Origin of the sequence: Enterococcus sp. HY326, assembly GCF_026157065.1 — a bacterium.
Classification (GTDB): domain Bacteria; phylum Bacillota; class Bacilli; order Lactobacillales; family Enterococcaceae; genus HY326.
This window is the reverse complement of record NZ_JANLGQ010000002.1, coordinates 296,150-321,117: the sequence shown is the minus strand read 5'-3', so window position 1 is coordinate 321,117 and position 24,968 is coordinate 296,150. Positions and strand designations below refer to the sequence as shown.

At 40.4% G+C, this 24,968-nt stretch carries 21 protein-coding genes; 3 read left to right on the top strand and 18 right to left on the bottom strand.

Annotation, left to right across the window (positions count from 1 at the left end; all coding sequences use genetic code 11):
- Window positions 1-168 precede the first annotated feature (168 nt).
- Complete coding sequence (locus tag ORH16_RS06185; RefSeq protein WP_265457189.1) at window positions 169-1,320, top strand: pyridoxal phosphate-dependent aminotransferase; 1,152 nt, start codon at window positions 169-171, stop codon at window positions 1,318-1,320.
- 82 nt (window positions 1,321-1,402) lie between these two features.
- Here ORH16_RS06185 and ORH16_RS06180 read toward each other — a convergent pair whose 3' ends face one another.
- On the bottom strand, window positions 1,403-2,191 hold the full coding sequence (locus ORH16_RS06180) for an alpha/beta hydrolase (protein ID WP_265457187.1): 789 nt from the start codon (window positions 2,189-2,191) through the stop codon (window positions 1,403-1,405).
- Between the two features lie 129 nt (window positions 2,192-2,320).
- Here ORH16_RS06180 and ORH16_RS06175 point away from each other — a divergent pair, with 129 nt between their 5' ends.
- The gene (locus ORH16_RS06175; RefSeq protein WP_265457771.1) at window positions 2,321-3,721 is read left to right on the top strand and encodes a glutamate decarboxylase; all 1,401 of its coding nucleotides are present in this window, start codon (window positions 2,321-2,323) and stop codon (window positions 3,719-3,721) included.
- 100 nt (window positions 3,722-3,821) lie between these two features.
- On the opposite strand, the gene clpB is transcribed toward ORH16_RS06175, so the two are convergent.
- The 13 genes from clpB to ORH16_RS06110 form a co-directional block, all read right to left on the bottom strand.
- Entirely contained in the window at window positions 3,822-6,440 is a 2,619-nt protein-coding gene (clpB, locus tag ORH16_RS06170) for an ATP-dependent chaperone ClpB (RefSeq protein WP_265457185.1), read from the bottom strand.
- Between the two features lie 188 nt (window positions 6,441-6,628).
- Window positions 6,629-7,666, bottom strand: coding sequence for a lysylphosphatidylglycerol synthase transmembrane domain-containing protein (locus ORH16_RS06165; RefSeq protein WP_265457183.1), 1,038 nt, complete (start codon window positions 7,664-7,666; stop codon window positions 6,629-6,631).
- A gap of 1 nt (window position 7,667) precedes the next feature.
- On the bottom strand, window positions 7,668-7,937 hold the full coding sequence (locus ORH16_RS06160; protein WP_265457181.1) for a DUF1294 domain-containing protein: 270 nt from the start codon (window positions 7,935-7,937) through the stop codon (window positions 7,668-7,670).
- A gap of 8 nt (window positions 7,938-7,945) precedes the next feature.
- Window positions 7,946-8,833, bottom strand: coding sequence for a diacylglycerol/lipid kinase family protein (locus ORH16_RS06155; protein ID WP_265457179.1), 888 nt, complete (start codon window positions 8,831-8,833; stop codon window positions 7,946-7,948).
- A 130-nt stretch (window positions 8,834-8,963) separates the two neighbouring features.
- The gene (gene pepT / locus ORH16_RS06150; RefSeq protein WP_265457178.1) at window positions 8,964-10,193 is read right to left on the bottom strand and encodes a peptidase T; all 1,230 of its coding nucleotides are present in this window, start codon (window positions 10,191-10,193) and stop codon (window positions 8,964-8,966) included.
- A gap of 20 nt (window positions 10,194-10,213) precedes the next feature.
- Complete coding sequence (locus ORH16_RS06145) at window positions 10,214-11,332, bottom strand: Nif3-like dinuclear metal center hexameric protein (RefSeq protein ID WP_265457176.1); 1,119 nt, start codon at window positions 11,330-11,332, stop codon at window positions 10,214-10,216.
- A 73-nt stretch (window positions 11,333-11,405) separates the two neighbouring features.
- A complete protein-coding gene (locus tag ORH16_RS06140; RefSeq protein ID WP_265457174.1) occupies window positions 11,406-12,113 on the bottom strand; it encodes a tRNA (adenine(22)-N(1))-methyltransferase in 708 nt (235 codons plus the stop codon).
- Window positions 12,114-12,359: 246 nt separating this feature from the next.
- Complete coding sequence (locus tag ORH16_RS06135; RefSeq protein WP_265457172.1) at window positions 12,360-13,319, bottom strand: permease prefix domain 1-containing protein; 960 nt, start codon at window positions 13,317-13,319, stop codon at window positions 12,360-12,362.
- Window positions 13,320-13,331: 12 nt separating this feature from the next.
- Window positions 13,332-13,649 carry a PadR family transcriptional regulator gene (locus ORH16_RS06130; RefSeq protein ID WP_265457170.1) on the bottom strand — a complete coding sequence of 106 codons (318 nt, stop codon included), beginning with the start codon at window positions 13,647-13,649 and terminating at the stop codon, window positions 13,332-13,334.
- Window positions 13,650-13,968: 319 nt separating this feature from the next.
- Window positions 13,969-14,547 (bottom strand): histidine phosphatase family protein, encoded by a 579-nt coding sequence (locus tag ORH16_RS06125; RefSeq protein WP_265457168.1) that lies wholly within the window; start codon window positions 14,545-14,547, stop codon window positions 13,969-13,971.
- A gap of 173 nt (window positions 14,548-14,720) precedes the next feature.
- Window positions 14,721-15,698 (bottom strand): GMP reductase, encoded by a 978-nt coding sequence (gene guaC / locus ORH16_RS06120; protein WP_265457166.1) that lies wholly within the window; start codon window positions 15,696-15,698, stop codon window positions 14,721-14,723.
- Between the two features lie 194 nt (window positions 15,699-15,892).
- The gene (locus ORH16_RS06115; protein ID WP_265457164.1) at window positions 15,893-16,900 is read right to left on the bottom strand and encodes a hypothetical protein; all 1,008 of its coding nucleotides are present in this window, start codon (window positions 16,898-16,900) and stop codon (window positions 15,893-15,895) included.
- 289 nt (window positions 16,901-17,189) lie between these two features.
- Complete coding sequence (locus ORH16_RS06110) at window positions 17,190-18,101, bottom strand: aldo/keto reductase (RefSeq protein ID WP_265457162.1); 912 nt, start codon at window positions 18,099-18,101, stop codon at window positions 17,190-17,192.
- Window positions 18,102-18,439: 338 nt separating this feature from the next.
- Between ORH16_RS06110 and asnB the strand changes: the two genes are divergently transcribed.
- The gene (gene asnB / locus ORH16_RS06105) at window positions 18,440-20,320 is read left to right on the top strand and encodes an asparagine synthase (glutamine-hydrolyzing) (protein ID WP_265457160.1); all 1,881 of its coding nucleotides are present in this window, start codon (window positions 18,440-18,442) and stop codon (window positions 20,318-20,320) included.
- 77 nt (window positions 20,321-20,397) lie between these two features.
- On the opposite strand, the gene purD is transcribed toward asnB, so the two are convergent.
- The 4 genes from purD to purM form a co-directional block, all read right to left on the bottom strand.
- Window positions 20,398-21,657, bottom strand: coding sequence for a phosphoribosylamine--glycine ligase (gene purD / locus ORH16_RS06100; protein WP_265457158.1), 1,260 nt, complete (start codon window positions 21,655-21,657; stop codon window positions 20,398-20,400).
- 112 nt (window positions 21,658-21,769) lie between these two features.
- Window positions 21,770-23,302, bottom strand: a complete 1,533-nt coding sequence (gene purH / locus ORH16_RS06095; RefSeq protein WP_265457156.1) for a bifunctional phosphoribosylaminoimidazolecarboxamide formyltransferase/IMP cyclohydrolase — start codon at window positions 23,300-23,302, stop codon at window positions 21,770-21,772.
- 39 nt (window positions 23,303-23,341) lie between these two features.
- On the bottom strand, window positions 23,342-23,923 hold the full coding sequence (gene purN, locus ORH16_RS06090) for a phosphoribosylglycinamide formyltransferase (RefSeq protein ID WP_265457155.1): 582 nt from the start codon (window positions 23,921-23,923) through the stop codon (window positions 23,342-23,344).
- The gene (purM, locus tag ORH16_RS06085; RefSeq protein WP_265457153.1) at window positions 23,916-24,956 is read right to left on the bottom strand and encodes a phosphoribosylformylglycinamidine cyclo-ligase; all 1,041 of its coding nucleotides are present in this window, start codon (window positions 24,954-24,956) and stop codon (window positions 23,916-23,918) included. The genes purN and purM overlap by 8 nt, the downstream gene beginning before the upstream one ends.
- Between the last annotated feature and the right edge of the window lie 12 nt (window positions 24,957-24,968).

Genomic DNA, 24,968 nt, shown 5'->3' with positions numbered 1-24,968 from the left:
AGAGACAGAAAATATTGTGTAATTGTCATGTAGATTCAACAGCTGGCTAACAGAAAAATTCTATTAGCCAGCCTACTGAATTCCAAAAACAATTTGATTCGGATAATTTTACTGTTAAATACTTGTGTCGCAGCCACTTTTATTTTTTATCGTGAAGGGAAATTGAAAATGAAAACATCAAAAATCGCCAAAAGATTTCATGCGCCAAAGGAAAATATTTTAATGGAGATTGGTGCTCTAGCCAGTCATACAGATAACTTAATTAATCTTTCCATCGGTGATCCCGATTTAATCACTGATGAGAAAATTATTGATGCCGCAATGACTGCCGCCAAAGCCGGTCATACAAAATACACGGCCTCAGAAGGCAGCCAAGAATTATTGGCTGCTATTCAAAAATTTTACCAGACGCAATATGGCTTAGCCTTTGAACTAAATCAAATTTGGGCAACAGTAGGCGCTCTTCATGGCATCTATCTAGCTTTTCAAGCCATCCTTGATCCCGGCGACGAAGTAATCATCCATGAACCCTACTTCTCTCCTTACAAAGATCAAGTTATCTTTGCTGGCGGTGTCCCAGTTTTTGTACCAACCTATGAAAAAGATGATTTTCAATTAGATGTTAGCTTGTTGGAGGCCGCTATCACACCAAAAACCAAAGCGATTTTATTGAATTCGCCGAATAATCCAACTGGAGCAGTTTTTTCAAAGGAAACCTTTCAGGTGATTGCCGACTTAGCCATCAAACAAGATCTTTTGATTTTATCCGATGAAGTCTATGAAGCCTTCACCTATTACGAAGATTTTATGCCGATGGCCAGCTTTGCACCGGAAAACACGATTACTTTTGGTAGTTTCTCCAAAGCTTTTGCCATGACTGGTTGGCGTTTAGGCTATATGATTGGCCCGGCTGATATCAACGCAGTTGCTAAAATGATTAACGAAAGCGTAGCCTACTCTGCCCCGACTCTTTCTCAACGGGCAGGCATTTACGGATTAGAGCATTACGCTGAATTAGTTCCGCAAGTTACCAATGTTTTTCAAGAACGCTTAGAATATATTGAAAAACGCGTTGCTGCTAATTCTTTTTTATCGCTGCGACCGATTAAAGGCTCCATCTATGCTTATATCAATATCGCAAAAACTGGTTTAGATTCCGTCGCCTTCACGGAAAAACTTTTAAAAGAAACCAAAGTTTTAGTCATTCCCGGTAAGGCCTTCGGGGAAACCACTGGTGATCAACACATTCGCCTAGCCGCTACGCAAAATTTAGAAATTTTGCGGGAAGCCTTTGACCGAATCGATCAATTAACCTTTTAAAAAAACTCAAGTTCATTTTTCCTTTCACATGTAGCTTTTACAAAAAGCTTCCTGAAAAGATAAGTGACTTGAGTTTTTTTATTTAGTTTTTGAGTAAATATTGTTTGAAGAATAATTCCACATAAGGTTGCGCCTCTGTTAAATAGCCTTTTGCATGAGCCGAGCCGGTAATGAATTTAGTCATGACGGGTACGCCAACTTCTGCTAAGGCGGCTTCTAAGAGCCAGACGCCTTCATTTGGCACCAATTCATTCAATGAGTTGGCAATAAACATTGGACCGGCTGTTGCAGAAACACGATTAAGCGGCGACATATCTTTAATTTTTTCCGCTTGATTACCGGCATAATTTAAAACAAACCATTTATAAAAGCGATCATCGCCACCGTCTTGGTCGATTAAATTACTAGCAAGATTGGGATTGTTAACTTGCGCCGCTTTGGGTTGTGGTGTCACGTCTTGATGAGCTGCTAGCCAATCTTCTATCTGGATAATGCCTGATAAAGAAACAGCCGGTAAACCAAATGCTAAGGACAATTCAATTGCCAAATTACCACCAGCGGAAGAACCATACACGCCAATCTTTTGCTTTTCTAAATAATCACTTTTCTTTAACCAATGGTAAACATTTTTCACATCATCTAAGGCTGTCGGATATAAAAATTCCGGAGCAAGCCGATAATTCGGCACTAACACGAGATACCCTTGATCTGCCCAAATTTGCGCCCAATCTTGATCCTTCGTTTTATCTCCTTGGAACCAGCCACCGCCGTGAATATCAATCAGTACGGCTCCATTGCTTTTTTCTGGTTGGTAAATATCCATCTTCAATTGATTTTTTTCATCATACATAACATCTGTCAAAATTTTCATGTCCTTCACCTCTCTTAAAATTATACTCCCAATCAAAAAAAGACCGTAGCAATCCGTTTCAAAGCGGAAGAAAAAAGTGAAAACAGGTATAATAAAAGAAAATCAGAAATTGGAGGAATGATTATGCCAATGCTTTATGGAAAAGACAATCGTGAAGAAGCGGATTTTTTAGAGCCGATTTTTGCAGAAGCCGCCGAAAATCATGATTTGCCTAAATATAAATTAGCCGACACGGGTTTGGATTCGCAGGCGGCCTATCGTTTAGTCAAGGATGAATTATTAGATGAAGGCAATTCCCGCTTAAATTTGGCGACCTTTTGCCAAACCTATATGGAACCAGAAGCGGTTGCTTTGATGAGTGAAACGCTAGACAAAAACTTAATTGATAAATCAGAATACCCCCGCACTGCTGAATTAGAAAATCGATGTGTCAATATGATTGCCGAGCTTTGGCAGGTCAATCAAAGTGAAAAATTTATCGGGACCTCGACGATTGGTTCATCAGAAGCTTGTATGTTAGCGGGGATGGCCTTAAAATTCCGCTGGCGCAAAGAAGCCGCCGAAAACGGTTTGGATATTTATCGAAAACGACCGAATCTAGTGATTTCCGCTGGCTATCAAGTCTGCTGGGAAAAATTTTGTGTCTATTGGGACATTGAGCTGCGGGCGGTACCGATTGATTCACAACATCTGTCTTTGAACATGGAGACAGTGATGGATTATGTCGATGATTACACCATCGGCATTGTCGGCATCATGGGTATAACCTATACCGGTCAATATGATGACTTAAAGACTTTAGACAGTCTCGTTGAAACATACAATCAAGAACATCACAGAACACTTTCCATCCATGTCGATGCTGCCTCTGGCGGATTTTATGCCCCATTTGTTGAAAAAGATTTGGTTTGGGATTTCCGTTTAAAAAATGTCGTTTCCATCAACGCTTCTGGTCACAAGTACGGACTAGTTTATCCAGGCGTTGGCTGGGTCTTATGGCGGGATCAACAATATCTACCAGAGGAATTAATTTTTAAAGTCAGCTATCTCGGTGGTGAAATTCCCACGATGTCGATTAATTTTTCCCACAGCGCATCGCAGGTTATCGGACAATATTATAATTTTGTCCGCCTAGGTTTTGCTGGCTACCAAGAAATTCAGCAGCACACCCATGATGTCGCCATCTTTTTAAGTAAAGAAATCAGCCAATTAGCCGATTTTAAAATTATCAACGATGGCAGCCAATTACCATTAGTTTGTTATAACTTGATGCCAGATGATGCTCGGGAATGGACGCTTTACGATTTATCCGACCGCCTATTAATGAAGGGCTGGCAGGTGCCGACTTATCCTCTGCCAAAAGGGTTAGATCAAACAGTGATTCAACGGATTGTCGTGCGGGCCGATTTTGGCATGAATATGGCCCATGAATTTATGCAGGACTTTAAAGATGCTATCGCTGATTTGCAGAAGGCCCATTTAGTCTTTCACGAAAAAACTGAAATTAAAAAACAAGGCTTCACTCACTGAACAAAAAAACGCATCTGAGAAGGCAGTCAATCACTGCCTCTTCAGATGCGTTTTCGTTTTTGTAATTATCAATTTTGTTAGGCTTCACCTTTAATTAAGCTTAAGCTTCTACAACTTCTTCCACCACTGCTTCGTTTTCAAAAACCAATTGATCGGCTAGTAAGCTAATCGTCACTTTAGTTTTTGGTAGGACGCGACCGGCAATAATTTCTTTTGCCAAAGGTGTTTCCACTTCTTTTGTGATGAAGCGACGTAAAGGTCGGGCACCAAAAGCCGGCTCATAGGCGTTGTCAGCAATCCACGTTTTAGCTTCATCAGAAATGGTTAAATAAATTTCTTGATGTTCTAAGCGACGGGCCAATTGTTCAACAATTTTCACAACAATCCCCTTCACATTATCTAAACTCAATGGTGTGAATAAAATAGTGTCGTCAATCCGATTTAAAAATTCGGGTTTGAAGTGTCCCTTCAGCATGGTCATCACCGCATCCTCGACAGTTTCTGGAATGCTACCGTCTTCGGTCACACCTTCTAATAACAGCTGCGAACCGATATTGCTGGTCATAATCATCACCGTATTTTTAAAATCAACTACGCGGCCTTTTGAGTCGGTTAAACGGCCGTCGTCTAAGACTTGCAGCAAAATATTAAAGACATCTGGATGAGCTTTTTCAATTTCATCCAAAAGGACAATCGTATAAGGATTGCGGCGCACGGCTTCCGTCAGCTGACCGCCTTCTTCAAAACCGATATAACCTGGAGGCGCTCCAACAAGTCGTGAGACGGAATGTTTTTCCATGTACTCACTCATATCAATGCGCACCATATGATCTTCTGAATCAAATAAATTTTCAGCCAAAGCTTTTGCCAATTCGGTTTTCCCAACACCCGTTGGTCCTAAGAATAAAAATGATCCTAAAGGCCGGTTCGGGTCCTGTAAGCCGGCCCGTGACCGTAAAACAGCATCACTGACAGCTGTGACAGCTTCGTCTTGTCCAATGACTCTTTGATGGAGCGTATCATTGAGCTTCATCAATTTTTCCCGTTCGCCTTCGACTAATTTTGTCACCGGAATGCCGGTCAAACGGCCAACCACCTCGGCGATTTCATTTTCAGTGACAGACTCTTGAACCATCCGTAAATTGCTGGCTTCATTTTTAGCTTCCAAAGCCTTCAACTCTTTTTCCAATTCAGGAATAGTGCCATGGCGCAAGACAGCCGCCCGTTCTAAATCATAATTGTTTTCAGCATCTTCCAGTTCGTGGCGGGCTTTATCAATTTCAGCCCGTTTATTCGACACTGAATTAACTTCTTCTTTTTCAGTTTCCCACTGCAATTTCATGGCATTGGCTTCTTCTCTTAAATCAGCCAATTCCTCTTGCAGATTACCTAACCGTTTTTTAGATGCATCGTCTGATTCTTTTTTCAATGCAGCTTCTTCAATTTCCAATTGCATTAGGCGTCGGGTCACTTGGTCCAATTCGGTTGGCATGGAATTCATTTCAACCCGAATAGTGGCACTGGCTTCATCGACTAAATCAATCGCTTTATCTGGTAAAAAACGATCTGTGATGTAGCGGTCGGATAAGGTTGCCGCCGCGACTAATGCATTATCATGGATATTGACGCCATGATGGATTTCAAAGCGTTCCTTTAAGCCCCGTAAAATACTAATAGTATCTTCAACAGTCGGCTCTTTAACTAAAACTTTTTGGAAACGGCGTTCGAGGGCTTTATCTTTTTCCATGTATTGACGGTATTCATCTAAAGTCGTGGCCCCAATCGTATGAAGTTCTCCACGAGCCAACATCGGTTTTAATAAATTACCGGCATCCATACTGCCTTCTGCTTTGCCAGCACCGACAATATTGTGAATTTCATCGATAAAAAGAATAATGCGACCATCGCTTTTTTTGACTTCGGCGAGAACAGATTTTAAGCGTTCTTCAAATTCACCACGGAACTTAGCACCGGCAATCAAAGAGCCCATATCTAAAGAAAAAATAGTTTTGTCCTTTAAATTTTCTGGAACATCTTTGCGGACAATCCGTTGGGCCAAGCCTTCAATGATGGCTGTTTTACCGACACCAGGTTCACCGATTAAAACCGGATTATTTTTAGTTTTACGGGTTAAAATCCGAATGACATCGCGAATTTCTTCATCCCGTCCGATAATCGGGTCCATCTTGCCGCTTTTGACTTGTTGGACCAAGTCAACACCGTATTTTTCCAATGCTTGATATTGTTCCTCTTGATTTTTTGAGGTGACTTTGTCGCCACCCCGCATATCTTCAATGTTTTTGCGCAGTTCTTTTTCAGTAATACCTTGTTTTTTCAAATAGACTGTTAAGCGATAATTTTTCAACTTCATTAGAGCTAAAATCACAATTTCGGTTGAAAGAAATTCATCGCCAAAACTATTTTTTAATTGGTCCGCTTCATTTAATAAGCTGAATAAATTTTGGCTCATATTTTGACCGTACTGAACATTACCGCCAGCAACTGTCGGATATTCATCCAAAGCTCGGTCAACTTCTCTTTCAAAAGCATCGACATCTAAGCCGGCATCCGTATAAAAGTTACGCCCAAAGTGATTGGGTTGCAAAAAGATTTTCCATAGATGGGCAATGTCAATTTCTTGATGGCGACGGGTAACAGCCACTTGTTGCGCTTCAGCAATCGCCTCTTGTAAGGTGCTAGTCATTTTTTCTGGATTCATATAAGTACCTCCCGTTTAACTATTTTTTTCTAGTTAACGATCTTCTCTTGTTTAGTGAGAAATCAAAATCTTTTTCATTTCTCTGACAATAATTATACACAATTGGTCAGTAAAGGTCAAAAAATAACTCTTGAAAATATAAAAAATCAAAAAATAATTTCCCGCAGGAACTATTTTTTGATTTTGATTTAGCTATTATTTTTTTCTTTGCGAACTTCCCGTAATTCACTGGAAATTTGTCGTCTTTTTTTCAATAGCACATAGACTAGTCCAATTAAAAATGGCAAGACATAGGTTGAAAAACGATACAACAGCAGCGAAGAAAGTGTGTCAACCTCACCGACTAATGGTCTAAAAAGCAACAGGTAAATAAATTCAAATGAACCTACGCCGGCTGGTGTCGGAATTACCCCAGCCGTCACCACCACCATCGAGATAAAAGATAGCGAGGTTAAAAAGTTCAAACTAGGATGCAGTTGAAATAAAATCGCATAAGGAATTAAATACCAGAAAAATAATTTGAATAAGCTCCAATAATAAATTCGCAAAATTTTAGTTCTATCTTGGACAATCGTTTGAAAAGTTTCCCGCAGAGAAAAAATTTGCAGGTTCAAATTGTCAATCCAATCGCGAATTTTTCGACTCTTAAAGACCTTGTTACAAAAAAGCATCACACCGACTTGTAAATTGATGCTCGAGGCAAGCAACGCCAAGGCTATGACAATAATTGCCGTGACGACAATTCCAAAGAGTACTAATGCAATATATTGTGGGCGTTCATGCCATAGCCTGCTAAATTGCAACACTAAACCAAAAACGGCATAGGTTAAAACAGCTAGTTTATACATCATCATGTGTAGTACAGTTACGCCAATTCCCTGAGACATTTTCATGCCTTTTTCCCGATAATATTGGACCTCAGATACGAGAGTGCCGGCGCCTAGAGTAATCACCCGATAAAAAGCCACCGATCCAGATAAAAAGAAGCCATTCTTTTGCGAAAATTCTTCACAGAAGGGATCAGCAATGAGCTGAACCACCTTGCCTTCTAAAAGCTGATATAAAAATCCCAGCAACACTACAATGAACAGCGTCAATAAACTAGTGGAAGCCAACTGTTCAAAGATATCTTTAAAGGAATTTTCTCCGACGACAATAATGAGCACGAAAATAACCACCAAAAAGGCAATATTCATGATCAAACGATTTTTAGAATTTTTTTGCATGTTAAACTCCCAACGATTTATCAAACATATAAATAAGAACAAGTGCCACCATCACACCAATAAAAAATGCAGCATAGAATTTGGGCTTGCGGGTTTTATGATGAAACACCTGTTGACCAATCAATCCGCCAAAACCGGCTCCGATGATTCCTAAAGCTAATAAAGTTTTTTCGGGAACCCGCCACTGATGCTTTCGCGCCTTCTGCTTATCAAGTCCCATCAATAAAAACAACAGCACATTGACACTCACTAAATAACCATATACAACCAACTAGTCACCTACTCTGGAACAAAGATTTGTAATTTTTTCGTTTCGACTTTCATAGTTAACGGTAAATAATCAGCCGGGTCGCCATCAATCCGAGCCTGCGCTTTTTTCATTCCTGACAATTTTAAAGTGCTGGTATGAAAATACTGGACATCCGGCAGCTGATAAATGCGGCCGCTGAGAATTTTCGGCAGATAAAAAAGATAGCGCCAAATATGCAGCCGTGGCAAAATCGTCACATGAAAAAGACCATCATCTACCCGAGCTGTACTGTCAAAATGGGTGAAGCCGCCAATTGAGTTGGTCATCGTGACCGCTAAAAGCTGACAAGATTCCTGCCAAGACTTTTGGTCTGTCTCAATATCAAAATGATAACGTTTCTTTTTCAACACCATTTTGATAAAATTTCTGACAAAAATAAGTTTACCATACTTTTGCTTATCTTTTTGAGAAATTGAGGCAGCGGTGTCCGCTAAAATCCCCACAGTCATACTAGAAACCATCACGTCTTGATTGACCACGCCGTAATCACAAAGGCGTTGATGCCCTTCAAAAATAATCGGAAAAGCCGCTTCAGCATTGACCGGCAACTCCAAGGAACGGGCAAAATTATTAACCGTTCCACCGGGAATAATCCCGATATTGTATTTGTCAATGGTGCTTGAAAAATCCTGCACCATATGACGAATCGTGCCATCTCCGCCGATAAAAACCAAGGTGTCAATCTCTTTAGACTCAGCTTTTTTTGGATAGTCTGCCGGCTTTATGTCCTTGGAGATTTCCTGTAGAAAGACCTTCTGCTGGGGATGATGCTCTTTTGTGTAATGGGCGAACTTCTCCGCAATTTTCAACGCTTGATCACTGCCAGAACTCTGATTATAAAAAACCATAATCCGCATTATTTTCACCCTCTTTATAAAATAAAATCTGAGTCATAAGTTAGCTGCAGAATCTCTTTTTCTAGTTTTTCTTCCAAAACTGTTTTAGAAATCCCGACTGTAAAAAACTTATGCCCAGACCTGTTAAAAATTATTTTGCGTTATTTTCTGCGATTTTGACAATGACATCAACAGCTTTTTCCATCGCCTGTAAAGATACAAATTCAAAGCGTCCGTGCATATTTTCACCACCAGCAAAAATATTAGGCGTTGGAATTCCCATATAAGAAATTTTAGAGCCATCTGTCCCGCCCCGCACAGGTTCGATAATCGGCTCAATTGCCAATTCAAGCATCGCATTTTTAGCCAGCTCCACAATGCTCATATCTTTTTCAATGATTTCCTTCATATTGTAATACTGATCGTACATGTCCACAATGACCCGCTCTTCATTAAAGCGACTGTTTAATTTATTCTGGATGTCGGTAATCATTTGTTTGCGGGCTAAAAATTTGTCGTGGTCATGGTCACGAATGATGTAACTCATCTTCGCTTCTTCAACATTACCGCTTAAAGCCATCAGATGGAAAAAGCCTTGATAGCCGTCAGTTTTTTCCGGTACTTCGTCTTGAGGCAAGCTATTTTGAAAATCAATCGCCAATTGCAAAGCACTAATCATGGTATTTTTAGCCGTTCCAGGATGGACATTTTTTCCGTGAATTGTGATATTGGCTTGAGCTGCTGAAAAAGTTTCATATTCCAATTCACCAACTGGGCCGCCATCCATCGTATAGGCAAAATCAACCGCAAATTGTTCGACATCAAATTTATCTGCACCGACACCGATTTCTTCATCAGGACCAAAGGCAACTTTAATTAAGCCGTGTTTGATGTCAGGATTGTTAAGCAAAATTTCCATCGCTGTCATAATTTCAGCAATCCCCGATTTGTCATCAGCGCCTAATAAAGTCGAGCCATCTGTTGTAATCAAGGTTTGACCGGCATAATTTTTTAAATTGGGAAAGTCTTCAATATTTAAAGTGTAGCGGCCGGCCTTATCTAAATTAATGACTGACTGACCATCGTAATTTTCGACAATTTGCGGATTGACATTTTCGGCATTGAAATCAGCCGTGTCCATATGGGCAATAAAGCCGATAGAACGAACCTCTTTCTCGGTATTGCTAGGCAAGGTTGCCATCACAAAACCATTTTTTTCATTATAAAAGACATCCGACATGCCTAAGTCAATTAATTCTTGTTTTAAAGTTTGAGCAAAGGCCACCTGCGTTTGCGTTGAAGGAGTCGTAGTGCTCTCAGGATTCGAGCGGGTTTCAGTTTTGACATAACGTAAAAATCTTGGTAATAAATTTTCGTACATTTTCATAATCTCCATTCTGTTTAGCGATAAGTAAAAGGATTTGTACTGACAGCTGAAGGAAAAGCCTCCAGCTCCCAGTTATTTTCTATTTGCCAGCTCTTTAATAAAGCGACAATTTTTTCTTTGCATAACGTTTCAATGTAATGCCCAGGGTCTAAGACCGTTAGCCCGGCACTTTGCATGTCGTGGGCCGTATGATAATAGACATCCCCGGTGATATAGACGTCAGCTCCTAAGCGTAAGGCATCTTTATAAAAATTGCCGCCGCTGCCACCGCAAATCGCAATTTTTTTGATCAGTTGTTTCGTCTTAGTCGGAAACACCACTTTGATTTCAGCTAAACCAAACGCTTTTTTGCTGCGCTCGATAAAGTCATCGATCGAAATGGCGGTTGGCAATTCACCAATCCGCCCGATACCAAATGTTTGCGGAGCATTTTTTAGTTCATAAAGATCATAGGCGACCTCTTCATAAGGATGGGCCGCTACCATCGCCTTCACAATTTTTTCCTTCAAAGGTTCAGGAAAAATCACTTCAATTTTAGTTTCCTGCACTGTAGTGGCTTCATCAATTTTGCCAATTGCCGGCTGGGCGCCTTTCACCGGAATAAAACGACCAGTGCCAGTTGTTGAAAAGCTAGTATGCTGATAATTTCCCTGAACACCTGCTCCCGCTTTACCTAAAACCTCCCGCAACGCTTTGGCCTCTTCTGTTGGAACAAAAACCGCCAGTTTCATCATCGGAAAACGATGGGTTTCAGAAAGATAACCCGTCACAGGTACAGCTAAAGCTTCCATAAACCAATCATTTAAGCCACCATCAACAATATCCATATTCGTATGGGCGACATAGACCGCAATATCATGACGAATTAAATCCATCGCCATTTTTGTCTGCACATCTTGATCGGTTATCATCTGAACCGGTCGAAACAAAGGCGCATGTTTGGTGATAATCAAGTCAACTTTTTTTTCAATCGCCTCAGCCACCACTTGGGGACGAATGTCTAAGGTCACCATGACATTTTTTATTTCCTTGTCCAAACTTCCCACCTGTAACCCAGAGATATCGTCTTCCATTGAGAGCCATTGCGGACAAAATTCTTCAAAACGCTGAATAACGGTTTGTGCTTTTACCATGATTAACTCCTTTACTTAGATAATTTGTGGAACAGCTTACCTGCAATTTCATAAAGCTTGCGGGTAGTTGCGCTTATTGATTTTTTAACGCTGTTTTAATTAGTTCAATTTCTGCTTGAAACTGGGCAATTTTTTCTGGTGTGGCGCTGGTAGCTGCCTTTAGCTGTTTAAGAATCCGTTGCCGATTGCTTAACTCCCGCTGCCATTTCTTAACAAAAACGGGATTTTTTTCTTGGCTCAAAAAAGGACCAAGTAAAATTTCCGCTGGTGAATACGAAACTGCTGTCGCTGATTTTTCGGCGACAATTATTTCATAGGTTTTATGATTTTCCTCTAAAATTGTTTCAGCGACAATTTGATACTCATGCTCTTTTAACCAACCGCGTAAAATATTTTCGCCAATATTCGGTTGCAAAATGAGCCGTTCAGTGCCGTTTAATTTTTCTTGTTGGACACCCGCTGCTAAGATATCTCGAATCAGACTGCCTCCCATGCCACAAATTGTGACAGCGGTAATCTGATCAGTCTTTTCTACGGCCGCTAGACCATCTGCTAAGCGAACTTGAATATTTTTTTGCAAGCCATTTTTTGCGACTTGTTTTTGCGCCGATTCAAAGGGCCCTTTAACAACTTCACCGGCAATTGCAAAATTTATTTTCCCCTGCAGCACTAAAGCGACCGGCAGATAGGCATGGTCGGAACCGATGTCGGCTAGTCGGGCATTTTCTAAAACATATTCACCGACGCTAGCTAAACGTTTGGATAACACTTGCTGATTCATAATTCCTCCAAAACTTGTACTTTTCACAAGAAACATTATAGCATTTTTATAGCGGATTAGCTGAGAAAATCACTTTTGTTGGCAATTGTTTGCGATGATGTCCTTTACTCGCTACAATTTTTATTTTTACAAATAAAAAAACTGATTTACACCTTTCAATTCAAGAAATTCTCCTAGCTATTTCCAAGAAAAATTTCTTAAATGAAAGTGGCAAATCAGTTTTATAAATGAATCGTTAAAGAAAGCTTACCTTTCAACAGCGGCTTGAATGCTACCATAAAGGACACCAGCGATTGGAAAAACAATCCAAGAAATACTCCAGGCATGGAAGATAAAGCCGCCGATTAAGAAGATAGCGACCACAATCGGCCAGTAAATTCCATTTAAAAAGACGATGAAGGGGGGCAGATTTTTTGCTTGGCGGGCTCTAGGTCCCGGCTGATCTTCATCTGCTACAAAAATCCGTTCACTGGTTAATTTCTCAAAACTCCCTTGCACCATGCCGCCATAGACTAGCAGGGTGACTCCAAAACCAATACCAAAGAGCATCATACTAACTCCGAGACTGTCGCCTCCCAGCATTTCACCGATAAAAAGTAGGCCCACCGAAAAAATAATAATCAGCACGCCAATTGTAATACTGGCTGCAAAGGAACGACGGTAATTATTTTTAATCGTCGAAACTTCTTGGGCGACATTTCTAGGGATTGGCCGATCGTCTAAAGATTTGGAGACATTTGTGATAGCCATCCCCGCCACAATAAACAAGCCCACACCACAGCCAATTAAAATGAAAAATAGAAAAAGACCAACATATTCGACATACATCTCACTAAGTAAAATCAGCTGACTAACACTCAACAGGATTAGTAAAACACCTAAGCCAATTTTTAAAGCAGAACGGCGATATATTTCTAAAAACGCAAAGGCTTCTTCATGGGAAATTGCATCCTGCCGATTGTCAGCTGCTGGTTCCTCTTGTTGATGCCCATCTTTTAAAATTTCTAAATCAGCTAGTAATTCATCAATTGACCCAAATTCAGTAATGGTGATGCCAATTGCTTCATGCTCGCCTTTGCCTTCACTAATTAATTCTTCGTAGCGGTCTTCCATGTTCGCCATTAAATCAGCTTTTAGTTGTTCTTTTTCCAGACTTTCAGGCACTCCTAAAAATAGGCTCTCCAAGTAATCCCGAATAGTTTTCATTTTCCTGTCCTCCTAAATAAATAAATCAACAACTGCTTTTGTCAGCTGCCACTCAGCTTCTTTTTCTGTCAAAAAAGTTTTTCCCAAATCGGTAATTCGATAATAGGTGCGTTTTTTTCCATGGGTTACTGCCCCGGGAAACGATTCAATATACCCGTTTTTTTCCAAACGGTTAAAGGCCGAATACAAAGTCGTCTCTTTGATAATATATTTTCCTTCTGTTACTTCCCGAATGGCTTTTGAAATACCATAACCGTAGGATTCGCCGGCTTTTAAAATGGATAAGATAATCACATCGTTATAGCCTCTGATCCCGTCGCTTGAGATCATCTGCTCCCCTCCTAACAATTACTACGTCTGTCGTTGTAAATAGTATAGCAAAATTACTACGACAGGTAAAGTAAAATTACATAAAAAAGCTGTGACACAAAATTTATCGACAATATTTTCTCCGAAAAATAATTAGTGAGAGCTACTAACTATTGTGAGTTTGTCCATTAAATCAACCAGCTTGCAAAAGCAGCTAGATTTTTTTCTAATCTTCCTTTCAGACCAGAAAGACAAATTCACTAAGTTTCGGTGATGATATATCTAAAAAATTGTGTAACAGCTTTTGAATATTTCCACATTTATTATGTTTTAAAAAACTTTAGCGGACTTTGGCTAATAACTTTTCTGCGGAAACTTCCGTAATGCCGGTGTTGCCATTTTTATATTGACCCATTTTGGCAAAAGGCGTGTCGTGTAAAAAACTTTCCAGCGTCATAATCACCGCACTGTGGGTGACAAGTGCAACATCTTGAGAATTTTCGGCAATAATTGTCACCAAAGTTGGTAGTAAACGATCTAACAAGTCCTGATAAGACTCTCCGGCTGGTGGGCGGGTTGTCCGACGATTTTCGTACCATTGACGATATTCCAGCGGATACTTTTCCGCAACTTCTGGCCAAGTGAAGCCTTCCCAAACTCCCAGATTAATTTCCTTTAGGCCTTCTGCAACAACTAATTCTAGCTTTAGTTGTTGACTAAGAATGTCGGCTGTTTCAACAGCCCTTTTCAAAGGGCTGCTATAAATTTTGCTAAATTTCAAAGGATTTTCTGCCAGTTTTTCAGCCAATTGTTCCGCTTGGGCCTGTCCATTTGCATTTAATGGAATATCAGATTTCCCTTGAATTTTACTGGCAACGTTCCAATCAGTTTCTCCGTGACGAATTAAATAAAGTTTCATACCTGCTCCTTTACTATTTTGCTAGCTTTAGTGTATCAGCTAAAACACAAAAAAGCTTGCTGAATAGGTTAGCCAAAATTTCGCCTAGTCAGTCTAAATATTTTTCGGACTCACTGCTTTCTATCAAAGCTGATAGGCTTTTTGGTAAAACTATTAAACAAGCTTCATAAAATTTAGATGGTATCACCGTTAAAAATTGAATTTTTAACAATCACATAGTCCACTTTGCGAATCGCTTCAAGGTCACGGCCGCCAGCATAAGAAATAGAAGATTGCAAATCTTGTTCCATTTCAATTAAGGTGTCAGCTAAACTACCCTTGTGTTGAATCCAGATTTTTTTGCCTTCGACATTTTTCTTCTCGCCCTTTTGAAATTCTGAGGCACTGCCGAAATATTCTTTATAGACAACGCCGTTTTCAACTTTTGTTTCTCCAGGTGATTCTTCATGACCGGCAAATAGCGAACCAATCATCACCATGGTAGCACCAAAGCGAATCGATTTGGCAATGTCCCCGTGGGTCCGAATACCGCCATCAGCAATAATCGGCTTGCGGGCAGCCTTCGCACACCAGCACAGGGCTGCTAATTGCCAGCCGCCTGTGCCGAAGCCAGTTTTAATTTTGGTGATACAAACTTTTCCGGGTCCAATGCCGACCTTAGTTGCATCCGCACCAGCGTTTTCTAATTCTCTGACAGCTTCTGGAGTTCCAACATTGCCGGCAATCACAAAGCTATCTGGCAAATGTTTTTTTATGTGACCAATCATGTTAATCACGGCATTGGAATGGCCGTGGGCGATATCAATTGTAATATAATCAGGCACTAAATTTTCTTTGGCCAATTGTTCAACAAAAGCATACTCGTTTTCTTTAACACCGACAGAAATTGAGCTGATTAGACCTTTTGACTGCATTCTTTGAATAAAAGAAATGCGGTCATCTTCATCAAAACGGTGCATAATATAGAAATAATTGTTTTCAGCTAAGAATGTCGCAATTGTTTCGTCCACAATCGTTTGCATATTTGCAGGCACGACTGGCAAACGGAAATTATGCTTGCCTAAAGTGACTGTTGTATCACATTCTGAACGGCTGTTCACAATACATTTATTCGGTACTAACTGGATATCTTCGTAATCAAATACTTTCATAGTAAATGACCTCCCATTATTCTGGCAAAACACGAACATTAATTTATTGTTTCGCTGATTTATTTCGCCATAAGTAAATTACACGAAATCAATCAAAAAAGCAAGCCCTTCTCCAACAAAAAATAACTTTTTTGCAAATAAATCAAAAAAATGTTCGGTTTTCCTATTGTCAATCAAGGAAAACCCGAACATTTTTATTTATCCTTATACCAGAGGGGATAACGATCTAAAAAAATAGCAAACTCATCGGCTACCGCCTCTTCCACCAGTTGATGGACTTCCGGATTGCGCAGCTTCAACTTGGTAATCCCAAAATATTTCGCATTTGGCAGCTTAACAGCCACGGCCAAATCAAAACGAGTCAGTAATTTTTCTTCATCAAAGACGGCGATATTTTTCTGCTTTTTGAAATAATCATTTAAAGCCACCAGCGCTCCGTCAATCAAGCCTTCTAAATGGGTTCCGCCTTGATAGGTTTGTAAGTTGTTGGCAAAACTGGCGGCAATTCGTCCTTGATCATTGCGGGATAGCGCCACTTTTACGTGAACATGCTGAATTTGCTTTTCAAAATAAAAGGGTTTGCGGCGGCGGGAAGAAAATTCATCCTGTTCATACAAATACTCCACCAGTCCTTGGCGAAACAAAAAATAATTTTTTTGCATTTGATTTTCCTTCAGCTCAACAATCAGGCCATCGTTTAAAAAAGCCAGCTGATGACAAAAATTATAAAACACGCCATAGGGTAATGGCTGGCTGTCAAAGCCTTTAAAATCCGGAATAAAGCGCAGACTAACCTTTTTGAAATCACCTTCAAACAAAGCCTGTTGCTTCTCTTTTAGAAGTCCATCATGATAAGTTTGACTGATAAATTGCTGCTGATTTTGAACGTCAATTGTAAAATAAGAGGAAAGATTTTTTAGCACTAACAACTCACTAAAATCGATGATATTTTGACTGTTTAACCAAGGCTCTAATGACTGTTCTTCTGGCAAACGCAAGGTCGCCGTCAACTCGTGATTATTAATTGCTAAAAGTAGATGGCACCGGCTCAAATCGGATGCAATCGTAACCAGACAGTCTAAAGCCCCAAGAATCATTTTTTGCAAAGCTGTTTGCCCATCGTGACCAACAAAATTTTCGGGATTTTGGCGAATTTTCACCCGCAGATTTTGATCTTCAAGATTTTTCCATAGTAGTTGCATTGTATGTATCACCGCCTACTTTGTCTTTTCTTATATTTTTCCCTAAATAGTCTAAAAAAGCAATTCCTTGATTGCTTTTTTGGAAAAATAAAAAAAGTGAGTCTGCACCATTAGTTTACTCAATAGACAAATCCCAATACTGATTCCCTTTGCTTTTTAGGACAGTTGGTCCCCATTGCAATTGCACAATACTTTATCATAATTTCTACGTATTATGTGGAACATCTCAGTATGCTAAGAATTTTCAGTTCTATAATAAGCTAATGTCACAGACTCACACTTTAAAAGTTTATGGCAAAATATTTCCAGCTGCTAAATACACATCATACCAGTCATCTTTCGACATTTTAATTTCAGAGGCAGCCGCAATTTCTTTAATGCGGCCAAGATTCATTGTACCGGCAATCACTTGCATATTAGGCACGCGTAAAATCCAGCTAGAAGCAATTCCTGTTGGCGTTGTATTATATTTTTCAGCCATCTCTTCAAGCTTTTTATTCAGCTCAGGGAATTTTTCATTGCCGATAAAGACGCCTTCAAAGAAACCATATTGATAAGGCGACCATGCTTGGATTGTCATATCATGCAGGCGGGAATAATGGTAAATACCGCCGTCATGATCTACGCTGCCGTCATCAGTCATATTGACATGAATACCTGAATCAATCATCCCAGTGTGCATAATGCCAAATTGCAATTGATTGGCAACTAATGGCTGCTTAACTGTTTTTTCCAATAAATCAATTTGGCTTGGATTTTGGTTGCTGACACCAAAGTGTTTAACTTTACCACTAGTGGCTAGCTCATCAAAAGCGGCTGCTATTTCTTCTGGCTCCATTAACGCATCTGGACGGTGTAACAACAAGGCATCTAAATGGTCCATCTGTAGGCGTTTTAAACTGCCTTCTACCGCTTCAATAATATGTTCCTTTGAAAAATCAAATAATTTTCCAGGAACAATACCACATTTACTTTGAATAAATAAATCTTCCCGTTTAATCGAGGTTTTCTTGAGGGCCTCTCCGAAAATTGTTTCGCAGTTGCCTGCGCCATAAATATCAGCGTGGTCAAAAAAAGTAATGCCCGCATCAACGGCTGTTTCAATCACTGCTTGAGGATTTTCCGCATTGTTAATCCGCATTGCTCCTAAAATCACTGCATCAACATTTTGATCGGTTGGTCCAAATTTCATTGTCCGCATTTTGATGATTCCTCCTATTTTTGAAAAACGATAAAAAGATTTTTTTGGTTCCATCTTAAAGTGTACCACAAAAAATCTAAAAGGGCTTTCATTATTTCAAATGAAATAACAGATTCAACTAAACTGACAAAACTTTACTGTCAGCATAAAAAATTAAATATTTTTAAGACTTTCTAGTTTTTTTGTGATTCAGATTATACTTTTAAAGCTAGCTGTGCTATGATTTTACGAGTGAAGGAGCCGGTTTAAAAGACCCTTTCTTCTTTATTTTAAAAACAAAAGATTCATGAACTAGTTTACCTTTTTGGAAAATGGAAATAGATATGGGAGGCAATAACATGTGTGGATTCGTTGGTTGTGTTCACTACAATGAAGCAGAGGATTTTCGTCCGCAAGTAAAAAAGATGAGTGAAAGAATTATTCACCGTGGTCCGGATGATGAGGGATATTATCAGGATGACGCTGTGACGTTAGGCTTTCGTCGTTTGAGTATTATTGATATCGAACACGGCGGACAACCTTTGTCGTACGATAATCAACGCTATTGGATTACTTTTAATGGCGAAATTTATAATTATGTAGAATTAAGAGAAGAATTAATCGCTGAGGGGTATTCTTTTGCGACTCATAGTGATACCGAAGTGATTTTAGGTATGTATAAAAAACATGGTAAAGACGTGGTCAACTACCTACGGGGAATGTTCGGCTTTGTTATTTGGGATACCCAAGAAAAAACTTTATTTGGTGCCAGAGATCATTTTGGGATTAAACCTTTTCATTATACAGAAGTTGACGACCGCTTGTATTTTGCCTCTGAGTCAAAATCTTTGCGGGGTATTTTATCTGAACAAACCTTCAGCAATGAAGCATTACAACAATATATGACCTATCAGTTTGTACCAGACCCAATGACGATGACCCATGAAATTAAACGCTTGGTGCCTGGTCATTACATCTTTAAAGAAGCTGGCAAGCCGTTAGAAATTAAACGCTATTTCACCCCAGCCTTCCACCCAGTTCAAACGGAGGAAAAGGTTTTAGTTGAAGAAATCCGCAGCGTTTTATATGACAGCGTTGAAAAACATATGCGCTCTGATGTAACCGTTGGCTCCTTTTTATCCGGCGGCATTGATTCTTCGATTATTGTTGCTTTGGCCCGGGAATTTAATAATGACTTAAATACCATTTCTGTTGGTTTTGAACGGGAAGGCTACAGTGAAATTGACTTAGCTAAACAAACCGCTGATGAGCTTGGTGTCAAAAACCACAGTAGTTTAATTACCCCTGAAGCTTTTGCGGAGAGCTTCCCAGAATTTGTCTGGGATATGGATGAGCCCCTTGCAGATCCGGCGGCTGTCCCCCAATACTTTTTAGCCAGAGAGGCCCGGAAAATTTGTAAAGTGGCTTTAAGCGGTGAAGGCGCCGATGAATTATTCGGCGGTTACACGATTTACAATGAACCAAATTCTTTGGCGATGTTTGATAAATTCCCTCGGAGCTTAAATTCAGCTTTGCGGCAGATGTCAAAAATAATTCCTGAAGGCGTTAAAGGTAAGAGCTTTTTAGTCCGTGGAACGACCCCGATTGAAGAGCGCTATGTGGGAAATGCCAAAATCTTCAACGAAGAAGAAAAGCGGCAATTTATGAAGCAATACCGCAATGATGTCAATTATATGCAGGTAACAGCACCTTTTTACAATGATTCAAAAAATATTGACCCAATTACCCGCATGCAATACATTGATATGAACACTTGGTTGATTGGTGATTTGCTGACAAATGCTGACCGGACAACAATGGCCTCTTCTTTGGAATTGCGAACACCATTTGTTGATAAAGAAGTTTTTAAAGTGGCTAGCAAAATCCCGTCTGATATGCGGATTGCCCACAATACGACAAAATATATTTTGCGGAAGGCAGCGGAAAGTTTTGTGCCAGAATCTGTAATTTACCGTAAAAAGTTAGGCTTCCCTGTGCCAATTCGCTTTTGGTTAAAAAACGAATTGTACGACTGGGCTAAAAATATTATCCAGACAGCTGATGTCGATCAGTGGATTGATAAAAATTATGCCCTCTCGCTGTTGGAATTACACGCCAGTGGTAAACAAGATGTCTCTAGAAAACTGTGGACCCTATTAACCTTTATGGTCTGGGTGCAAATGCAGCAAGAGCGTAATCCCCAAACTTTAACTGCTGAAAAAAAGATTGAGATTGCTTAATTGATGTGATAATTAAATTTTAAAATTAAAAAACCTTCATCCGTTACTCTAAGGGAGTGATGGATGAAGGTTTTATTTTATTTTTGAATCGCTTTTGCACCAATATCGTGGCGGTAAAAGGTCCCGGCTGTATCAGCTTTATCTAAAATCTGATAGACCTTCGTTTGCGCCTCTTTCAAAGTTGCACCAGAAGCTTCAACTAAATAAACTCTGCCGCCGTTAGTTACTAAGCGGCCATCTTCTTCGGCAACACCCGCATAATAGACATTGCCTTCTGAAAACTCAGGAATGACTTGCCCCTTTTGATACTCCCCAGGATAACCATCCGCAGCCACGACCACTCCTAAAGAATAACCAGTTTTCTGCCAAGAAATTTCGGGAACTTTGCCCTCTAATAAATCTGAAATAATTTTCGCTAGATCACTTTCTAAACGCTGCAGTACTACTTGAGTTTCCGGATCGCCAAAGCGAGCATTAAATTCGATAACCTTGGGACCTGCTTCTGTTGCGATTAAGCCTGCATATAAAATTCCTGTAAAATCACGTCCTTCTGCCAATAAGCCTGCAGCAGCAGGTTTTAAAATCTTTTCGATGGCTTCTGTTACCATCGCTTCTGGAATTTGCGGCACCGGTGCATAAGCGCCCATTCCGCCAGTATTTGGACCTAAGTCATTGTCATAGGCCCGTTTATGATCTTGGGCAATCACCATTGGATAAACTTCTTGATTGCGAACAAAAGCCAATAGTGAAAATTCTTCTCCGGCTAAAAATTCTTCGACAACTACCTTGGCTCCTGATGCGCCGAATTTATTATCCTCCAGCATATCTTTTAAAGCAGCAATCGCTTCTTCTATAGTCAATGCCACGACGACTCCCTTGCCTGCCGCTAAGCCATCCGCTTTAATCACAATTGGCGCACCCATTTTTTCTACATAAGCTTTCGCTTTTTCAAAATCAAAAAAAGTTTGATAAGCGCCGGTTGGAATTTGATATTTGGTCATAATTTCTTTAGCGAAATCCTTTGAACCCTCAATCATCGCCGCAGCCTTTTTCGGTCCAAAAGCTTTTAGACCAGCCGCTGCGAAATCATCGACAATTCCATTTAATAAAGGAACCTCTGGGCCGATAAAGCTCCAGTCAATTTGCTGGCCTTTGGCAAAAGCAATTAACGCCGCGTGGTCATCTTCAGCAATGTCCACAATTTGAATACCGTCTTTGGTCATGCCAGCATTTCCCTTTGCACAAAACACTTGGTCAACAAGGGGACTTTGTAAAAATTTCTGACAGATGACATGTTCCCGACCACCTGAACCAATTACTAAAATATTTAATCCCATGATTTCCTCCAATTTTAAAAAGGTCTGCAGCAGCGGTCACTTAAGCCTTTGCTACAGACCTTAATTTTAAATTTTGGAGAGCGCCGCAAAATCTAGCACTCTCTATAAGATTTTAATGTCTAAAATGTCTGATGTCGGTAAAGACCATCGCAATGCCATATTTGTTGGCCATATCAATTGACTCTTGGTCACGAATGCTGCCGCCAGGTTGAACGATGGCTTTGATGCCATGTTCTGCTGCATATTCGACACTGTCCCCCATTGGGAAATAAGCATCTGAGGCTAAAACAGCTTCTGAAATACGATCGCCCGCTTGTTCGATTGCAATTTTCACTGAGCCCACTCGATTCATTTGACCTGCACCGATGCCCAAAGTCTGATGATTATTTGCCACGACAATCGCATTGGATTTCACATGCTTAACGGCTCTCCAAGAAAATTCTAAGGCTTTTAGTTCCTCTGCTGAAGGTTGGCGCTCGGTAACAACTTGCCACTCGCTGGCGACTTCTTTGACCGTATCTTGGTCTTGCACCAGCAGTCCACCTAAAACAGAAACAGTTTCAACACCGGCAGCTTTAGCTTTTTCAGAAAAATCTAAAGTCATCAAACGGAGATTTTTTTTCTTAGCCAAAATATCATAGGCATCATCAGTAAAGCTTGGTGCAATGATAATTTCTAAAAATAATTCATGCATTTTGCTAGCTGTCTCTAAATCGACTTCTCTATTCAAAACAATGATACCGCCGAAAATTGAAACAGGATCAGCCTCATAAGCATAATCGTAGGCTTCTAAAATAGTTGCCCCTGTACCAATGCCGCAAGGATTCATATGTTTGACCGCCACCACAGTGGGCTCTTCAAATTCTCTAGCAATCCGAATCGCTGCATCAGCATCTCGAATATTATTATAAGACAATTCTTTTCCGTGAAGCTGTTTTGCTTGAGCAATTGAAAAGGCAACCGGCAAGCCGCTTTGATAGAAGGCCGCTTCTTGGTGGCTATTTTCCCCATAGCGGAGTGTTTGTTTCAAATCATAAGTCAGCGTCAAGCTCTCTGGTGTTTCCTCTGCAACTAACTCTGTAAGGTAGCCGGCAATCAGCGCATCATAAGCTGCTGTGTGGCGGAAAACTTTCGCCGCTAAACGTTGCCGTGTTGAAAGAGTTGTCGCATTTAATTCCTGCAGCTCACCTAAAACGACTTGATAATCTAAAGGATCCACAACGACTGTCACCGCAGCATGATTTTTAGCAGCGGAACGAAGCATGCTTGGTCCACCGATATCAATATTTTCAATGGCTTCAGCCTCAGTAACGCCATCTTTTAAAATTGTTTCTTTAAAAGGATATAGATTCACCACAACTAAATCAATAGGTTGAATGTCGTGATCTGCCATCGCCTGCATGTGGCTGTCTACATCCCGACGGCCCAATAAGCCACCATGAATTTTGGGATGCAAGGTTTTGACCCGGCCATCCATCATTTCCGGAAAACCAGTCACATCATCAATGGCGATGGTTGCTAGTCCAGCATCCTCCAAAGCTTTTTTTGTGCCTCCGGTTGAAATAATTTCAATCCCTAAAGCCGTTAAACCTTTGGCAAATTCGACGATACCGTTTTTATCAGATACACTGATTAATGCTCTCATGAACTATTTGCTCCTTACCTTTATCTATGATAATTTCGTTTATTTAAAGTTTTCTGCTATGACTTTAGCAACTACCTGCGGATAAAGCTGATGTTCTAGGGCATGAATTTTTTCCTCTAAAGACTCGAGGGTATCATCCTCACTGACGGTAACTTTCCCTTGGGCAATGATTGGTCCGGTATCGACACCATCATCAATAAAATGAATGGTGACACCAGTCTCCGTAACACCAGCTTCAAAGGCATCTTGAATCCCATGCAGTCCGGGAAAATCCGGCAGCAATGAAGGATGGATGTTGATAATCCGATTGGGATAAGCCTTTAACAGTGTGTCCCCAATAATCCGCATATAACCCGCCAGTAAAATTAAATCAATTTCTTTATCCATTAACAGTTGTAAAAGCGTCACCTCATAGGCTTTTTTTGAAGCAAAATTCTTCGGAGAAAAACTTCTTGCCTCAATACCTAGCTGTTGGCTCCGCTCTAAAACATAAGCCTTTGGTTGATCACTAAAAAGTAAGACTAACTCACCATCAATGTTCCCTTTTTGGAAGGCTTCTGCTAAAACTTGAAAATTGCTACCATTCCCAGAAGCTAAGACCGCCACTTTAGGCCTAGTCATTTTTTAATACCACAGCTTCATTGGTTTTATCAACCACTTGCCCGATTTCAAAATAAACCTCATGGGCGTCAGTTAATGCTTGCTTGGTCGCAGCGGCTTTATCCGGTGCGACAGCCAAGACCATGCCAATGCCCATATTGAAAATTTCATACATTTCTAAAGCAGGAATTTTACCGTATTTTTCTAAAGCTGTAAAAATTGGTAAGACCGGCCATGAACTAAGCTTGATTTCTGCTGCTAAGTTTGCTGGTAGCATGCGGGGAATATTTTCAACAAAACCGCCACCGGTGATATGGGCGATACCATTGACTAATTGATTTTTGACTAAAGGCAGCAAGGCATTGACATAAATTTTAGTCGGTGTTAACAGTTCAGCCCCTAACATTTTACCATCTAATTCAGGCAGCTCGGCTTGTCCGTCAAATTTATTTTCTTCAAAGAAAACCTTGCGAACCAAAGAATAACCATTGGAATGGATGCCAGTTGAAGGCAGGCCTAATAAAATATCCCCCGCTGCAATTTTTTCGCCAGTCACAAGGTTGCTCTTTTCCGCAACGCCAACTGCAAAGCCCGCTAAATCATAATCGTTTTCACCGTACATCCCGGGCATTTCAGCAGTCTCGCCACCGATTAAAGCAGCACCGGCCTGCAAGCAGCCTTCTGCGACACCAGCCACAACCTGTTCCAAACGAGCAGGAATATTTTTTCCTGTAGCAATATAATCTAAAAAGTATAACGGCTCGGCTCCTTGAGCAACAATGTCATTGACACACATAGCGACACAGTCAATCCCGATTGTATCGTGCTTGTCTTCTTGGATAGCCACCATTAATTTGGTGCCCACACCATCTGTTCCCGAAATTAAAACTGGTTCCTTCACATCCACTTGAGATAAATCAAAACAACCGCCGAAACCGCCTAGAGCTCCCATCACTCCTAGACGCTCGGTTTTTTTGACATGTTTTTTAATTCGTTCGACTACTTCATAACCAGCTTCGACATCAACGCCGGCTTTTGCATAGGCATTCGCCATTAGACTTCCTCT

Bases quoted from the DNA above. Each gene is read 5' to 3' on its own strand.
- ORH16_RS06185 (WP_265457189.1), top strand. From the start codon at position 169: ATGAAAACATCAAAAATCGCCAAAAGATTTCATGCGCCAAAGGAAAAT.
- ORH16_RS06180 (WP_265457187.1), bottom strand. From the start codon at position 2,191: ATGAAAATTTTGACAGATGTTATGTATGATGAAAAAAATCAATTGAAG.
- ORH16_RS06175 (WP_265457771.1), top strand. From the start codon at position 2,321: ATGCTTTATGGAAAAGACAATCGTGAAGAAGCGGATTTTTTAGAGCCG.
- clpB (WP_265457185.1), bottom strand. From the start codon at position 6,440: ATGAATCCAGAAAAAATGACTAGCACCTTACAAGAGGCGATTGCTGAA.
- ORH16_RS06165 (WP_265457183.1), bottom strand. From the start codon at position 7,666: ATGCAAAAAAATTCTAAAAATCGTTTGATCATGAATATTGCCTTTTTG.
- ORH16_RS06155 (WP_265457179.1), bottom strand. From the start codon at position 8,833: ATGCGGATTATGGTTTTTTATAATCAGAGTTCTGGCAGTGATCAAGCG.
- pepT (WP_265457178.1), bottom strand. From the start codon at position 10,193: ATGTACGAAAATTTATTACCAAGATTTTTACGTTATGTCAAAACTGAA.
- ORH16_RS06145 (WP_265457176.1), bottom strand. From the start codon at position 11,332: ATGGTAAAAGCACAAACCGTTATTCAGCGTTTTGAAGAATTTTGTCCG.
- ORH16_RS06140 (WP_265457174.1), bottom strand. From the start codon at position 12,113: ATGAATCAGCAAGTGTTATCCAAACGTTTAGCTAGCGTCGGTGAATAT.
- ORH16_RS06135 (WP_265457172.1), bottom strand. From the start codon at position 13,319: ATGAAAACTATTCGGGATTACTTGGAGAGCCTATTTTTAGGAGTGCCT.
- ORH16_RS06130 (WP_265457170.1), bottom strand. From the start codon at position 13,649: ATGATCTCAAGCGACGGGATCAGAGGCTATAACGATGTGATTATCTTA.
- ORH16_RS06125 (WP_265457168.1), bottom strand. From the start codon at position 14,547: ATGAAACTTTATTTAATTCGTCACGGAGAAACTGATTGGAACGTTGCC.
- guaC (WP_265457166.1), bottom strand. From the start codon at position 15,698: ATGAAAGTATTTGATTACGAAGATATCCAGTTAGTACCGAATAAATGT.
- ORH16_RS06115 (WP_265457164.1), bottom strand. From the start codon at position 16,900: ATGCAACTACTATGGAAAAATCTTGAAGATCAAAATCTGCGGGTGAAA.
- ORH16_RS06110 (WP_265457162.1), bottom strand. From the start codon at position 18,101: ATGCGGACAATGAAATTTGGACCAACCGATCAAAATGTTGATGCAGTG.
- asnB (WP_265457160.1), top strand. From the start codon at position 18,440: ATGTGTGGATTCGTTGGTTGTGTTCACTACAATGAAGCAGAGGATTTT.
- purD (WP_265457158.1), bottom strand. From the start codon at position 21,657: ATGGGATTAAATATTTTAGTAATTGGTTCAGGTGGTCGGGAACATGTC.
- purH (WP_265457156.1), bottom strand. From the start codon at position 23,302: ATGAGAGCATTAATCAGTGTATCTGATAAAAACGGTATCGTCGAATTT.
- purN (WP_265457155.1), bottom strand. From the start codon at position 23,923: ATGACTAGGCCTAAAGTGGCGGTCTTAGCTTCTGGGAATGGTAGCAAT.
- purM (WP_265457153.1), bottom strand. From the start codon at position 24,956: ATGGCGAATGCCTATGCAAAAGCCGGCGTTGATGTCGAAGCTGGTTAT.